The organism is Calothrix sp. CCY 0018 (assembly GCF_963920925.1).
Lineage (GTDB): Bacteria > Cyanobacteriota > Cyanobacteriia > Cyanobacteriales > Nostocaceae > Rivularia.
Genome location: NZ_CAWUDI010000004.1, coordinates 128136 through 143742, shown reverse-complemented (window position 1 = coordinate 143742; position 15607 = coordinate 128136). Strand labels below are relative to the sequence as shown.

Genomic DNA, 15607 nt, shown 5'->3' with positions numbered 1-15607 from the left:
ATTATAGTGGCGATAGGGGATTTAGCCATAATATCAAGCTACGTTTTAGCTGATTTAAGTCCCGATATACTTCTTGCTTAAACCACTGTCCTAAAGCATCAAAGGGATTAAATTCTTGACCTGGTTGCCATTTAACATCTTGACCTAAAGGTGTAAGATGGTTTCCCTTCAAGGTTTGCGTTGTTACCATATCCTTAAAGCGGTTGTGTAACAATTGATTTAAAGCAGCTGACTGATCGAGAGTATCATTGTTAAATTTGATTAATAAATTACGACGAACACTGTAGTTTTCTTTCACCAGCCTATAAGTTTCCGTAGGTGAAGGGGTAAACTCAACATTTACCGCACTGTTAAATTGTTCCACCAAAGGAATTGCATCTCGTGCAGCATAATTATTAAATGATACGAGAATATTACCCGCACGTTTGACTTTCTCCGAACAACCTATAAGTAAATGTAGTTTGCATCCCATACTGTGCCCCAACCCATATATAGGCAGATAACCTTGAAAAGCAGGTTCTCTATCCTCTAAGCGTACTAACACCCGTTCAAAATTTAGTAAGACTTGTCTCGCTGTCGCCATATGATCTAAGGTATTTACAAATGGGGTAGCGATAACCGCAAACCCTTGCTCGACAAGATATTCGAGCAACAAACGATAAGTTACGTTCGGTGCGGTAGCGACAAATGCACCACCCAAAAAATGAACGATACCAATAGGGCGCTGGGGAACAATTACCCAGCTACCAGCAATTTGTTTCCAATTCATACTACAAGGTGCAAAGAGCGAAGTTATTTATATTTTCTCATGTTAAACTGTTTGGTTGCCTTGTAATCAAGCTGCAAGTTTTTCAGAGATAAAAATTATAAATAAAGGAGCCGATTTTAAGGTTCGGGGAGTAGAAAGTAGACAGCAGGAGAAGAAAATATGCACCTAATTCGATGGGCATATTGAGGAAGTAGGAAAAGTTATTCATCAACTATTGAAGATCCACGCGCTCTAAGTGATAACTGTTACTGCTGACTTTGCAATCTTTTCATTTCCTGCTGTACATCCATTGCAATCTCCAATGCTTCGTTAAGCAACCTACCATGTTCGGAAGCTTGTTCGGTAACTTGCATTTGAGTTAATGTTGCCAAATTATTTGCAAGTAATTCAGAATTATTAACAATAAACTTTTTATTTTCTCTCAAAATTTTTTCAGTTTTGAGAGCGCGAACTAAATCCGATCTGGTATATTCAAGAGCTTCAATAACTCGTCTTCTTTCTTTGATCCCGACCCCTGTATTGCCTGCTGCTTCAATTTTATCATTAATATCTATTGCCCTGATAACGGCATTAAATCTATCAACTTCATGTAAAAGAGTATTCAAAGAATATGTTAAATTATCTTTCAAAATTGAAACCCGTTTTTTCCAGGTCATATACAATATTAATTGTGTAATACCACCGCCAATAAAACAGACTTTAAGAAATAATAACCAAGATGGAACTTGAAGCCAATTAGCAAAGGTTTTGATAACTAAATCAAATACAATATAACTGCTAAGGATTACGGCTAATCCAATAAAAATTGCAGTTGCCCCTTCGGGACCTTTAACTTTTTGAATAAATTGCCGTACAAATAATTTTAGTGGATTAACAATAACAATTAATTCTTCCTTAATAGGCAGATTCGTCAACTTTCGCAGTTCTTTTTGATTAATCGCCAGCCCTTTTAAATCATCACGCACAGCTTTTAAATCCCCACCATCTGCATTTTTGATTTATTATATCTTCGCTTAAAATAAGCGGCAATACACTTGCGGATTAAGAACAATCAATAAAATCTTGATAAAACTTATCATTACCCTAATCTAAATATATTGCCAATAGTCATAGAATCGTAATACTCTTTGTAATTAAAGTTAAAAAGTATACTTTCAAATAAAAAATAGTCAAGTCTATTCCTGGAATAAGATTAGAAGTTCACTTTTATTTGATATAGAATAATCAGTTTTTTTAGCTTTACCTATTTAGAAAAAGTAGACAGTTGTCTGACAAAATACGGATTTAAAGTAAAATATAGCAGCTTTAACAGTGCTACTGCCTCAACAGTAACATTCATACTACTATCCACAAGCACCTATAAGCGCTATATGTAGTTGCATTTTTATTCTTCGTAGCATTTGTAGCTTCGCCAGGATAACTTTTGCACGCGGAGTAAAAATTATACACTTCTTTGGGGTGAATATAGGAAACGGAAAATATAAGTTTTTTTTTACGCAGGGTTAAGGTGAGCGTCAATAAAAATCTAATTGGATTCCTGTATTATTAAATACAAAAACAGAAAAAATCAATAAAACTTTATTTCTGTATTAAATAAACATCGCATTTCTGGCAAGAAGTGTGATATTTATTGATTAGATGAAACTCTTAATAATTAAAAATTACTTTAATATTATTATTCTCTTTTAATATTATTTGTGTTGTAGTTAAACTATATAATTAATGGCAGAGAAAACTTCTTATCCGATATACCAAGAGAATTATGTTGTCGCCGAACATTATTCTCAAGTAATAGAAAATAAGCGGACTGAGTGCGTAATATGTAACTATAAGATAGATCAAAAAGAGGAATCTATCTTTAGTGAATTTAACTGTAATATTCGAGCTTTTCAAAAAGAAGCTTTTAAGGTTTGGCGATGTCCTAATTGCAATACGATTCATAGTTTAGACATTGTTGACATCGCGCCATACTACAAAGAATATCCCATAGCCGATGCAAAATTAACATGGGAAATGCGCCTTTGTTATGGAAAATTATCTCGACAGTTATTTAAGTATGGATTAACTTCATCTCATTCCATTCTTGACTATGGCTGTGCGAACGGTTTATTTATGGAGTATTTGCTTTCTCAAGGCTTCTCGAAATGCTATGGTTACGAGCCTTACACCTCTGAAAACGGACTTGATAATGAAACCGTTCTAGACTCTGCGCCATTTGATTTTATACTACTTCAAGATGTTATCGAACACGTTGAAGACCCCAGAAAATTATTGTCTAAATTGGATGGTTTACTTGCACCTGGTGGTTATATTCTGATCGGAACACCTAACGCAACAAATATAGATTTAACGAAACCTAATATATCCGATTTCTATAATCCCATTCACGTGCCGTACCATTTTCATATTTATACTCCACAAGTTCTGGAATATTTAGGAAATTGTCAAAATTGGCAAGCTATCGAGTTTCGCGATCGCGCTTATCACGATACACCTTGGTTAGGGGTAAATACTCGTGCTTGGAATCAGTATCAACAAATATCTGATGGATCTTTAGATGTTATTCACGAGCCTATTGATTTAAAGAAAGCTGTTACTTCTTATAAAGTAATGTTTTATGCCTTTTTCGGATATTGGTTGAGCTATCACACCGAAATGTCGATGATGTTCCGTAAAGCTTGAATTATCAATAAAGATAGCAGGCTGGTTTAGTGTAGGAACAGTATTTAAAAGACGAATGCGATTAGCAAAGCTAAACGCCCGAAGGGCGTAACGCCAACAGTAAAACTAGTCCCGCATTCATAAAAATCGCTCTCCTTATTAGCTTGAAACACTTTCTGGTTTTGTCGAAAAACTGAATGCATGGCTGACTGTTCATCTAGGATAGTCAATGAAAGCCAATACTAACAAAGCCAATCATATGTATGGGGATGCGATTATGATAAATATGAAAGTAATGAATCAATTATTACAAAAAATAATTGTAATATAAGAGATTCTAAGCATAATACTTTTTTAGTTTGGCAGTTAAAATACTGTCAAACTATTTGTCATTAATTATATTAATTAGGTAAACAATTAATATATATTTATAATTCCTACTATGAGGCTAAAAACACTGTGTTTAATTAGTTGTTAATGTAACAATAATTAAATAATCTATAACTTAAGATTATGCGAATCACTCCGACTATTTTACGGAGTATATTTAGAGATGAATTGTTTAACCACTTTACAATCTGGGTTGGTTTATCTGTATCAAAGTTCTCCATTTTTTTCAAGTTTTTTCTCAGCATCAGCTTCAAACTTTTGATTTGCTTAGTAATACCTTAAAGCTAATTTTAATTAACCATTAATTATCATGTTCAAACCTCAAACTCAGCCCCGAAAAACTGCTTTAATAACGGGAGCCTGTAGCGGAATTGGCTACGAATTTACGTGTCTTTTCGCCAGTTATAACTACAATCTTGTATTAGTAGATATAAACGAAAACAAACTTATCGAAATCGCCGAACGATTTACTCAAGAATATAATATTTGTGTCACCAGTATTGCCAAAGATTTATCTATTTCAACATCTCCAGAAGCAATTTATCTGGAATTACAGCAAGCATCTATTCACATTGATGTATTAGTTAATAATGCAGGATTCGGGATCTATGGATTATTTAACGAAACTAATTTGAATTCCGAATTAGACATGATTCAGGTAAACTTAGTATGTATAACTCACTTAACAAAATTGTTCCTCAAACACATGGTAGAGAAAGGTGAGGGCAAAATTTTGAATGTCAGTTCTACAGCCGCTTTTCAACCAGGGCCGTTGATGTCAGTTTATTTTGCTACCAAATCTTATATATTATCGTTCTCTGAGGCGATCGCCAACGAACTTGAAGATACTGGGGTTAGCGTAACTGTGCTTTGTCCTGGCCCCACACAATCCGCTTTTCATCAAAGAACGGGAACGGAAAATTCCCAGCGCATGAAGGATATGAAAATGATGGATGCAAAAACTGTAGCCGCAATTGGTTTTCGCGGCTTAATGAAGGGCAAAACCGTCGTTATTCCCGGCGCAAAAAATCGAATTTTAGCCGAGGCTGTGAGATTTTTACCAAGAAAACAAGTAACAAAGATATCTAAAGCTGTTCAGGGACATTGATAAGTTTGTAGTAAGGGCTTTAGCCTTCTCATAATAAGGACTGAAGTCGGCACGTAGAACCTGTGGGTTAAAGCAACTCAAAAGTGTAGAAAAATTAAGGAATGTTGCATTTCAATTAAATCCGGGGGGTAAAGCGGAAAAACGCTCCGAAGTCCGTGATACGATGCTTCGAGGTAATGTCAAGCATGGGAGAAACAATGCCGACACTAAGGGTTGCTGTTGTAGGATCGGGTCCTGCGGGTTCATCTGCTGCTGAAACTTTAGCGAAAGCAGGGATTGAAACCTATCTATTTGAACGTAAGTTAGATAATGCCAAACCTTGCGGTGGTGCTATACCGCTGTGTATGGTTGATGAATTCGACCTTCCAGCAGATATCATCGACCGTCGAGTGCGGAAGATGAAGATGATTTCGCCCTCGAATCGTGAGGTTGACATCAATTTAGTTAATCAAGATGAATATATAGGAATGTGTCGTCGTGAAGTTTTAGACGGCTTCATGCGAAATCGAGCAGCTAAATTAGGCGCTCATTTAATTAATGCTACCGTTCATAAATTAGATTTTCCCAGAAATAATACAGACCCTTATACTATTCACTACGTCGATCATACAGAAGGCGGCGCACAAGGTATCGCCAAAACTCTGAAAGTCGATTTAATTATTGGTGCTGACGGTGCAAATTCCCGTATTGCCAAGGAAATGGATGCTGGCGACTATAACTATGCCATTGCTTTCCAAGAGCGCATCCGTCTTCCAGAAGACAAAATGGCATACTATAACGACTTAGCGGAAATGTATGTCGGTAATGATGTTTCTACCGATTTCTACGCTTGGGTTTTTCCCAAATACGACCACGTAGCCGTTGGTACGGGTACGATGCAGGTTAACAAAGCTAGCATCAAACAGTTGCAAGCTGGTATCCGCGCTCGTGCAGCCAGAAAACTTGATGGTGGTAAAATCATCAAAGTTGAAGCACACCCAATTCCCGAACATCCCCGTCCCCGTCGCGTAGTCGGACGCATTGCATTAGTCGGTGATGCCGCAGGTTACGTCACCAAATCTTCCGGAGAAGGAATTTACTTCGCGGCAAAATCCGGACGGATGTGTGCCGAAACCATCGTAGAACTCTCCAACAGCGGACAGTCTATCCCCACCGAAGCAGATTTAAAAGTTTATCTGAAGCGCTGGGACAAAAAATACGGTCTTACCTACAAAGTACTCGACATCTTACAGAACGTATTCTACCGTTCCGATGCAACCCGCGAAGCATTTGTAGAAATGTGTGGCGATTTAGATGTGCAGCGGTTGACTTTTGACAGCTACTTATATAAAACAGTTGTCCCAGCCAACCCCATTACTCAAATGAAAATTACCGCCAAAACTATTGGTAGCTTAATTCGCGGTAATGCCCTCGCGCCCTAGTTGAAAGAGATGGGGAGAGGGGGAGATGGGGAGATGGGGAGATGGGGAGATGGGGAGACAAGGGGAAGAATAAATTATTAACTCCTAACTCCTAACTCCTAACTCTCTAATCCTAAACAAACGAATCCCTTGTTAAAATCTAAAATTAATTCAAGCGTGTCAGCGGATGTTACCGTGACACGCTTGTTTTTTTATAGTTACAGTTGTTCCGATTAATTACCAATTCCCTACTTATTAATAATGAGAATCAAACTTGACAAAGGATTAAAATTTAGCATACGATTGTTAAGTATTAATACATAAGTATATATTCATTTATCTCTACTTCATTTGTATTATTAGTTATATTAATATTTTGTCTACTTATATAAGACGAAAAACACAATATTACCTGGATTATTAACAAGACTTACAACAAAAAGTTCCGCAGTTTAGGATATTTATAATTTTCACCTGTTGAATATAAAGTTTGTGTGAAAACTGTGCTGATTATTGGCGAATTGTGCGTATTTTTACTAATGTAGACTAGTTGTTTGTATGTTGATTGCTCCTTTATTAGGAGTCGGAGCTTATATATGAAATTAAATTTATTTTTTAGTAAAGCTGTATTTCCGGTTGCGATTGCAGCTTTGAGTGTAATAGGCTTTTCCCCCCAAGCCGAAGCTGCTGTTTTTTCGGGTAAAGTCATTGGTAGCTGGGGAATGCCGACTCCAGGAGAAATAAATGATAACCCAACTTATACTGGTGTAGGAACTAATGTATTTACTTGGGGAGATCCAACTCTTTTTGAAGGTGCCTCTGCCAATCAGCTTGTATTTGAAGGAAGTTATTTTTCTACCGATGCAGGATCTTTATTTAAGATAGGGGATTTAACTTATCATAACGGTACGGTACTTTTAGGTACAAGTGTAGAATCTGTACCTTTAAATCTCGATTTGATTTTTAGTGAACCACCTGAGATTGACGAAATTTTTGACTATGGATTTTCTCTGCAAAATACTCCTAATCTTTCAGAAGATCCAGAATCAAACGCAGATTTTTTATTCGTTGTCGAAAATGATGTTAAGCGTAGTTTTACATATGGTGGCAATAAATATACTTTATCTTTAGCTGGATTTAGTCAAGATAACGGTAAAACGCAAGTTAAAGAATTTCGAGCCCTCGAAGGTGGGAAAACTACAGCTTCTGTTTTTGCTAGAATCGACAAAGTTACTTTTTCTAAAAAAGAAGTTCCCGAGCCAGGTTTAGCAGTTGGTTTATCTGTGCTTGGTTTTTACTTGATTTCTCGAACAAAAGCTAAGAAAGCGTAATCGATTTTGGATTTTAACAACGGATGCGTTTATGCAGGGATTATAGAACGCAAAAATGTTATAGCTTTTAATTATAAGGTGTCTTGAGCTACAATTTCAACTTGATTTTCGATAAAGATTGAACAAGCATAACGAGCTAGGGCTTCCAAAGCTTTATCGTTGATTTTTTCATTTGCGTGTAATTGAGAAAAATAAGATCATAAAGCTTTCAATTTTTCTAGATTTAAAGCGGTTAATTTCTGTCTATTATATATAAATTGCTTTTCTGCTGAATTCAAATTGATTCATCAGTTAATTTTGTAGGTTGGGTTAGGCGCATAAAATAATTTTGATTAATAGCTATATATTAAATTCGCGCCGTAACCCAACAGAATTTATGCTTGAAATGAAATATTATTAAGATATTAAGATAACTGCAATTAAAACCTTAATGTTGGGCTAAAGGCGCATTTTTATTTTTCGTAAACCATCAATTTATTTGTGAGCCTTTAAGCCAACCTACTACTAAACTAATGATAAATCCCTAGTACCGCTTGGCGGAAGTAAGAAGTAAGAAGTAAGAAGTAAGAAGTTTGATTTTCTAAGCTTTTCAGCCATTTTTAATGGTTGCCTTATTTAAGCCGTGGTGTACTAGTCTATATTGACATACTCCCACCAATTGAATCCGTGGGATTGTAGGCTCAAGCAGAAATTGCAGTCCGAAACTGTCTTACATCTCCTAACCCAACAGTCGATGCCCCGACTGCACAAATATTTTGGCTAAAAATATAGGCATGAAAATACTTCGGTATCACTGATTAATTACCATTTTTTATGGATTGTACGGCGAAGGAAAAAGATTTTGTTTGGAAGCATCAAATAAAAACTTAACGGTTTGATTTATGACATTGCTAGAAACTTAGAGATTGAGGTGTTAAATTTGGCGATAGAACCAGAACATATGCATTTATTATTTTTCAAATAACCAATGTCACAAGCATATCTTTTAGTATCCCACGGGAGTCGAGATCCGCGTCCGCAAGTCGCTATGGAAGAGTTAGCGAAAAATCTCAGCGATAAGTTAGAAAACAACTCGAATTATGATGCTGGTAATGTACTATCGCCGACGAAATGCAATTATCAAATAGGTACGGGTTATCTGGAATTACATCCTCAACCGCTACACCAACAAATTATAGATTTTAGCCGGAAGGCGATCGCTCAAGGTTGTCGTCGTTTAAAGATATTACCTTTATTTTTACTCTCAGGAATTCACGTTACTGAAGATATTCCCCAAGAGGTGGAATTAGCTAAAAAATTAGCTCAAAAAACTTTAAAAGAAGATATTTCCATCGAGTTGCAACCATATTTAGGCTCTCACTTGGGTTTAGAAAGGTTGCTCGCGAACAAAATTAGCGATATATCTTTTGATGGCAGAATAATTTTAGCTCATGGTAGCCGTCGCGTGGAAGCAAATGCGAGTATCGAAGCAATGGCAATTTCGTTAAATGCGGTTGCAGCTTATTGGGCTGTGTCTCCGAGTTTAAAAGATATTGTTGTTCAGTTAGTCGCTGATGGTAAGAAAAAAATCGCAATTATACCTTATTTCTTATTCGCAGGTGGTATTACCGATGCCATCGCGCAATCTATACAAGATTTAAAATTACAGTTTCCTGGGGTGAGTTTTCAGTTATACGAGCCTTTAGGAGGAAATGGGGAATTAACCGATCTGATTTGGGATTTGATGCAAAATGAACCGGGATATACAAAAAGCTGTAGGTAAGGTGTATTTGGTAGGTGCGGGGCCAGGAGATCCAGGGTTAATGACTATTAAAGGTAAGACATTATTAGAAGTCGCGGACGTAGTTATATATGATGCTTTAGTGAGTCCGGAAATTCTCGCAATGACTAATCCCCTTGCCGAAAAAATTAACGCTGGAAAAAGACGGGGAAGGCATTCTTTACCGCAAAATCAAACAACTGAATTATTAATTGACAAAGCTCAAGATAACGCGATCGTGGTGCGACTGAAAGGCGGAGATCCGTTTGTTTTTGGGCGCGGTGGCGAAGAAATGGAAGATTTAATCAAAGCCGGGGTTTCAGTTGAAGTAGTGCCGGGAATCACATCCGGAATCGCCGCTCCTGCCTATGCAGGTATTCCCTTAACCCATCGGCTTTACAGTTCATCAGTTACATTTGTCACCGGACACGAATCAGTAGGAAAATATCGTCCCGCAGTCGATTGGTTAAGCATTGCCAAAGGTTCGGAAACGATTGTGATTTACATGGGAATTCAAAATTTAGCTAATATTGTAGAAGAGTTATTAAAAGCCGGGTTGAGTGCAGAAACTCCCATCGGTTTAATCCGTTGGGGAACACGCCCAGAGCAAGAAGAATTGATTGGTAAATTAGAAACTATTGTTGAGCAAGTTGAAAAAAGCAACTTTGAAGCACCGGCGATCGTTGTAATTGGTGCGGTAGTGAAATTGCATTCGATTTTAAAGAGTTAGGAGTTAGGAGTTAGGAATTAGGAGTTAAAAGAATGGTGATGGGGTAATGGGGATTTTTTATTCTATTAGGACTTACGCAAAGCCCCCCAAATTAGCGAGGGGTTGGGGGATCTCAACGTTGGGAATACCTAATTTACCGTTGTAGTTGCGTAAGTCCTAATACATTTGCTTATGCTGTTGGTTCAGTAAAACCAAACATATTGAATAGCCAGTGATACCATTGGGGTTTAGCGATTAAAACCTTTAAAGCTGACTCTAAATCAACATCCAAGTCTTTATTTTGGATATCAATAATCAATTTATAAATTAGTTCTAAATGAATCCTATCCGGCTTAGAAAATAAAACAAATTTTCCATTAGGAGAGTTTTTCAACTGAATTACCTTTTCTTTGGCAACAGAACCTTTGATTTCAGTTAAGCGCTCATCCCGGAATAAACTAAAGCTGTCTTTAGGATGCAAGCATACTAATTCATTGAAATTACCAATTCGACTGGTGAAAGCTGTATTAGGAGACATTTGCAGAAAACCCATTACATAGTTTTTATGCTCGGTTTCAATGACAATATGCTCCGGTAAAACCCGCTTTCCTAATCGATAGAAAGTCAATTTCATCGGTTTGATATGGTTGAAAGCTTCGGCAATAGTTTTAAGTTTACCAATATCATCGGAGTCAGAAATAATTGGCAGTTTATGATATTGCGCTTCCAAATAAGCTTTTTGTTTGGTTAAATACTCAATAATATATTCTTCTATTTGCTTTTCTCTACTTTTAACTTCAGGAACAAGCACTTTTAACAAGTCTGTCATGTCAATTGAACCAGGGTCTTGCATCTCCTGTATGATGTTGACAAGTACTTTTGTAAATTTCTGCTGCTCAGAAGTTAAAATTCGCAACTGCTGTTCTATTTTTTCATTACCTTCTAGCTTCCGAATATTTTCCTTTTTAGAAACTAAGGGAATTTGACGGACTCTGTAATCGTAATAGTTAGCCGCTCGATTCAAAACCTCACGAATAGATTTTTGTGCGAGAATATCATCTAAATCTTCTGGTAAAAATATCTGTTCTAAAGGAACATTAATAGTTTGAAGCTTGACTTTAAGAATAGATAATAGTTCTTCTTCTTGCGGTCTTTGTAAATGAATTTGGTATTGAGACACGCGACCAGTAATTGAATTATCAAAAGTAGCTTTAAACTGTTCCCAGCGATCGGGAAACATATTTAAGATAATTAAACTATTAGGAACGTGGGTGAAAATTTCCTTGATAGATTCCCCAAAGTTATCTAATATCTCTCGGTTTTGGGGAAGTCCCAATCCTTCAAGCTGGTCGAAGATAATAATTAAAGGCTCATCAAGAATAGATAATTTACCTAAAACTGAAATAGCTTCTAACGAAAATGCTTCTAAGCTTAGATTTTCTTGCCAATTTGGTAAACCAACTTTTTCTGCTTCTTCACTTGATACAGACTGACCTGCTAGCCAACGTGTAGCAATATTTTTGTAATTATAGTCAGTGTAGCTACAATACTTAGTAATTCCCTTCAGAATTGGGAGAGCATAACCACCAGACGAGTAATTTTTGTCCCACCAGTCATTAATTCGTTTGTGAATATGCTGCCAGTATACCGTTTTAGTATAAGTCCCTTCTTCCCCAAGAGCATCTAGATTATCATCCTTTAATGCTTTGAGAATTTCCTCATCTTTTTTAGTAAGATTTGAGAGATTAGCAACAATTTTATCAAAGCTATTAATAATTAAATAATCTAATTGAGTAAACGTTCCAACCTTCTCAACTAAAGACTCCAAAATCCGGCTGTAAATATGATATAGCACCGACGAAGCATTGTTAGGCTGACGAATAAAAAGCAGTCGATTAGTTGATAATCGCGCTTGCGTTAATCGCATCATTAAATGAGTCTTTCCAGAACCCGGTTCTCCAATTACAACCGCTCCTTTACTTTGATGATTGGAGTCGAATTTAATATCTTTTAATATTGACTCAAGGGTAATAAATTGCTGGTGATAAGTATCAAGATAATCGGGATGATTTTGAAAAGGAGTATCAACGCGACTACCACTAAAAGGATTTGGTTTGTCTTTTAATTGTAAAATCATTAATTTGCAATAAAGATAGTAGGTAAATAGGGCATCATACCGGGCACAATGAGCCATATCCCGGATAAAATAGCGGTTATTAGCCCGCAAATTTAAGTACTTACTCAAATATTCTAAGGAGTAACTTTCTAGCCCTAACCAATGATTTCTTGCTTTTATATAAGTGCAATCAAATTCAAAGGGAGGCATTTTTAAATCGGCTTTATGGAAACTAAATTTAAGTACTTTAATATCATGTTCGGCATAGTGACAAATTATTTTATTGCCTTTAGCAATATCGGAAAACTCTAATAGTAAAGTTTTTAAACTTTTGAGATTAGGTTTGCAAGAACCATTATTATTAGGATGGTCGCGGGAAAACCCTTCGTAAATTACAGTCCCCTGACTATCCACAATCGCCAGTTCGCTTAATTCCGGGTTGCCCTCGGTATCAACAACTATAAAGTCCATATAAATTTACAACATCAATATTTGTTTTGACTTAGGTATTGAATATTAAGAGTCAACATCAAACAGTACGTTTAAAATAGCTTTTACACTTAGCAGTTATAAGCGATCGCCTGCTCAACAAATCTATCTAAACAAAATCATCATCTTTGTCTCCTGATTTATTGGTCATTATGATTGATACAACTAGCTAGTTGCTGGTTCCTTAAATATATACCGATCTTGTAGTATTAAAAAGTTTCTTTTGCCTATTAATAATGAGAATTTGATATTATATACATCATCTAAAATATGTATAGCTTTTGACAGTACTAATCGGGATACGTACTAAAAGTAAAAATTCTTCCGCATCCCCCCCTCTCCCCATCATCCTGATGTAACACCAAACAGTTGAATCTTTTTCGATTCCGCCTAAAATTAAACGACAGTGAATATACCAGGTGGCTGTACAAGGAGTTGTATCGACGATGAAGTTTTTATTTAAGCAGGATTCACCGCCAGTTAACACTGATGACTCAAAGTCAGTTGAAAGCCAAACTCCTGGCTTAGGGACGTTTGGTGGAGTTTATACGCCTTCAATTTTGACGATTTTGGGCGTGATTATGTATCTGCGGTTTGGCTGGGTTGTAGGGAATGTGGGGTTGGTAGGTTCTCTGATCATTGTCACTCTCGCCACATCAATTACTTTCCTTACTTCTTTGTCGGTATGCGCGATCGCAACTGATAAAGTTGTGCGGGTTGGTGGTGCTTACTACATGATTAGCCGCTGTTTGGGGATTGAAGTCGGTGGGGCTGTGGGAATTTCTCTTTATTTCGCTCAAGCGCTTTCGATTGCTCTTTATACTATCGGTTTTGCTGAAAGTGTAGTGCAAACTTTTGGCAGCCTCAATCAAACTTATGTGGCTTTAATTACAACTATTTTGGTGGCTATTTTAGCGGTGACTTCCGCCGAAGTTGCAGTTAAAGCGCAATATGTAATTATGGGGGCGATCGTCTTATCACTGATATGTTTGATTTTTGGAGGTGCAGTACCAAACGTTACACCCCAAGCATGGAGTATACCCGCCGATGGCGCACCTTTTTGGGGAGTGTTCGCGGTGTTTTTCCCGGCGGTAACTGGTATCATGTCTGGCGTGAGTATGTCGGGAGATTTACGCAATCCCAGCCGCTCTATTCCTGCTGGTACTTTAGCAGCGGTGGGTACGGGATACGTTGTTTACATGATTTTGCCCTTAATAATTGCCATGCGTGCCGATACTGCAACTTTGGTTAACGTACCGTTGGCAATGCAGATGATGTCTTTATGGGGTCCAGCAATTTTATTCGGAGTTTGGGGGGCAACTTTGTCAAGTGCCTTGGGTAGTATTTTGGCTGCACCCCGCGTTTTGCAAGCTTTGGCAAGAGATGGAATTTTACCGCGCTGGATGTCTTTTTTAGGTCGAGGTAGCGGTGAAACTGACGAACCGCGTATTGGTACTTGGGTAACTCTGGGTGTAGCAGTTGCGGCGGTATGCATTGGCGATTTAAACTTGATTGCGCCGGTGCTGACAATGTTTTTTCTTACTACTTACTTAGTATTAAATATTTCGGCAACTATCGAAGGATTGCTGCAAAGCCCTTCATTTAGACCTAGTTTTAAAGTGCATTGGGTTTTATCTTTGCTGGGGGGAATTGGTTGTTTAGCGGTAATGTTTCTGATCAACGCAGTTGCTACCATCGTGGCAGCTGCAATTGTATCGGCAATATTTTTCTGGCTGCAACAACGCGAACTAAATACTACTTGGGGAGATGTACGTCAAGGAATCTGGATGACATTGCTCCGCACGGGAATTTTTCAAATTAGCCGGGTTGAAGATACTAAAAATTGGCGACCTAATATTTTAGTATTTTCTGGTTCACCTAATAAACGTTGGTCATTAATTCAATTAGCTTATGCATTAACCCACAAACGAGGTTTTATTACTGTATCAAGCGTTGTATCAAGCGGTACGCGAGACTTAGCCAGACAAAGCCAGCTAGAAAACACAATTCGCGAGCAGTTGAACAAGCAGCACGTACAAGCATTAGTTCGCGTGGTAACGGCACCAAATCCCTTTGACGGAATGTTGCAACTTGTAGAAGCCTATGGATTAGGTGCTTTGGTACCCAACATTATTTTATTGGGAGACAGCGAAGATCAAACCAGACGCGATCAATACTGCAATATGATCGTACAACTCCACCAAGCCAAACGTAGCATCATGGTTTTGCGAGAAAATGCCGAACTCGGATTTAATCGATTTCACCGTATAGATGTATGGTGGGGAGGAATGCAAGACAATGGTGGTTTAATGCTATTGCTCGCTCATATGTTGCGATCGACAATCGAATGGCGCGATGCTCAAATATATATCAAATTACTTGTTTCCAACTCTTCAGGGGCAAAAGATGCAGAAATAAACTTAAATGCTATGCTCAGTCGATTTCGCATCCCAGCCATACCTGAAGTCATAGTTGCAGCTAATCGTTCCTTTGAAACGGTTTTACACGAATCTTCCCAAGATGCAGATATCATATTTTTGGGAATGGCAACTCCCACAGACCGAGACTTTACCGAATATTACCAACAAATGCACGCCCGCACCGCCAACCTTCCGACAATTATGTACGTTATGGCCGAACCAGATTTTGCATTCGCTGAAGTTTAATATCACAATCTAAATAGTTTGTTGGCAAATAGAAACCCGGTTTTTTTGAACAATGCCGGGTTTTTAAGTATCTGTTATCAAGCCGATTAATTAATAATTATTTCTTTAGTTAGAAGCAGAAGCAATAATAATTATAACTGATGGTACATACGGTATTACTTTGTTTTACTATACTATAGAATTATCTTAAAATTAATTAAATAATTAAA

At 37.3% G+C, this 15607-nt stretch carries 10 protein-coding genes; 7 read left to right on the top strand and 3 right to left on the bottom strand.

Annotation, left to right across the window (positions count from 1 at the left end; all coding sequences use genetic code 11):
- Position 1: 1 nt before the first annotated feature.
- A complete protein-coding gene (locus tag ACM03V_RS04425; RefSeq protein WP_414619549.1) occupies positions 2-769 on the bottom strand; it encodes a DUF1350 family protein in 768 nt (255 codons plus the stop codon).
- 245 nt (positions 770-1014) lie between these two features.
- Complete coding sequence (locus ACM03V_RS04420) at positions 1015-1734, bottom strand: hypothetical protein (RefSeq protein ID WP_414619548.1); 720 nt, start codon at positions 1732-1734, stop codon at positions 1015-1017.
- 757 nt (positions 1735-2491) lie between these two features.
- Here ACM03V_RS04420 and ACM03V_RS04415 point away from each other — a divergent pair.
- From ACM03V_RS04415 to cobA, 6 genes are all read left to right on the top strand, one after another.
- A complete protein-coding gene (locus ACM03V_RS04415; protein ID WP_414619547.1) occupies positions 2492-3451 on the top strand; it encodes a class I SAM-dependent methyltransferase in 960 nt (319 codons plus the stop codon).
- Between the two features lie 679 nt (positions 3452-4130).
- A complete protein-coding gene (locus tag ACM03V_RS04410) occupies positions 4131-4928 on the top strand; it encodes an SDR family NAD(P)-dependent oxidoreductase (RefSeq protein WP_414619546.1) in 798 nt (265 codons plus the stop codon).
- Between the two features lie 197 nt (positions 4929-5125).
- Positions 5126-6349: a geranylgeranyl reductase gene (gene chlP, locus ACM03V_RS04405; RefSeq protein WP_414619545.1), complete on the top strand. Its 1224-nt coding sequence runs from the start codon at positions 5126-5128 to the stop codon at positions 6347-6349.
- 575 nt (positions 6350-6924) lie between these two features.
- Positions 6925-7659 (top strand): choice-of-anchor K domain-containing protein, encoded by a 735-nt coding sequence (locus ACM03V_RS04400; protein ID WP_414619544.1) that lies wholly within the window; start codon positions 6925-6927, stop codon positions 7657-7659.
- Between the two features lie 967 nt (positions 7660-8626).
- Complete coding sequence (locus tag ACM03V_RS04395) at positions 8627-9421, top strand: sirohydrochlorin chelatase (protein ID WP_414619543.1); 795 nt, start codon at positions 8627-8629, stop codon at positions 9419-9421.
- The gene (gene cobA, locus ACM03V_RS04390) at positions 9390-10148 is read left to right on the top strand and encodes a uroporphyrinogen-III C-methyltransferase (protein WP_414619542.1); all 759 of its coding nucleotides are present in this window, start codon (positions 9390-9392) and stop codon (positions 10146-10148) included. Before ACM03V_RS04395 ends, cobA begins: the two co-directional genes overlap by 32 nt.
- A 169-nt stretch (positions 10149-10317) precedes the next feature.
- Here cobA and ACM03V_RS04385 read toward each other — a convergent pair whose 3' ends face one another.
- Positions 10318-12714 (bottom strand): exonuclease, encoded by a 2397-nt coding sequence (locus ACM03V_RS04385; protein WP_414619541.1) that lies wholly within the window; start codon positions 12712-12714, stop codon positions 10318-10320.
- Positions 12715-13151: 437 nt separating this feature from the next.
- Here ACM03V_RS04385 and ACM03V_RS04380 point away from each other — a divergent pair, with 437 nt between their 5' ends.
- Positions 13152-15398, top strand: coding sequence for an amino acid permease (locus tag ACM03V_RS04380; protein WP_414619540.1), 2247 nt, complete (start codon positions 13152-13154; stop codon positions 15396-15398).
- Positions 15399-15607 lie beyond the last annotated feature (209 nt).

Excerpts from the sequence above, each read along its gene's own strand:
- ACM03V_RS04425 (WP_414619549.1), bottom strand. The coding sequence starts at position 769 with ATGAATTGGAAACAAATTGCTGGTAGCTGGGTAATTGTTCCCCAGCGC.
- ACM03V_RS04415 (WP_414619547.1), top strand. The coding sequence starts at position 2,492 with ATGGCAGAGAAAACTTCTTATCCGATATACCAAGAGAATTATGTTGTC.
- ACM03V_RS04385 (WP_414619541.1), bottom strand. The coding sequence starts at position 12,714 with ATGGACTTTATAGTTGTTGATACCGAGGGCAACCCGGAATTAAGCGAA.
- ACM03V_RS04410 (WP_414619546.1), top strand. The coding sequence starts at position 4,131 with ATGTTCAAACCTCAAACTCAGCCCCGAAAAACTGCTTTAATAACGGGA.
- cobA (WP_414619542.1), top strand. The coding sequence starts at position 9,390 with ATGAACCGGGATATACAAAAAGCTGTAGGTAAGGTGTATTTGGTAGGT.
- ACM03V_RS04400 (WP_414619544.1), top strand. The coding sequence starts at position 6,925 with ATGAAATTAAATTTATTTTTTAGTAAAGCTGTATTTCCGGTTGCGATT.
- ACM03V_RS04395 (WP_414619543.1), top strand. The coding sequence starts at position 8,627 with ATGTCACAAGCATATCTTTTAGTATCCCACGGGAGTCGAGATCCGCGT.
- chlP (WP_414619545.1), top strand. The coding sequence starts at position 5,126 with ATGCCGACACTAAGGGTTGCTGTTGTAGGATCGGGTCCTGCGGGTTCA.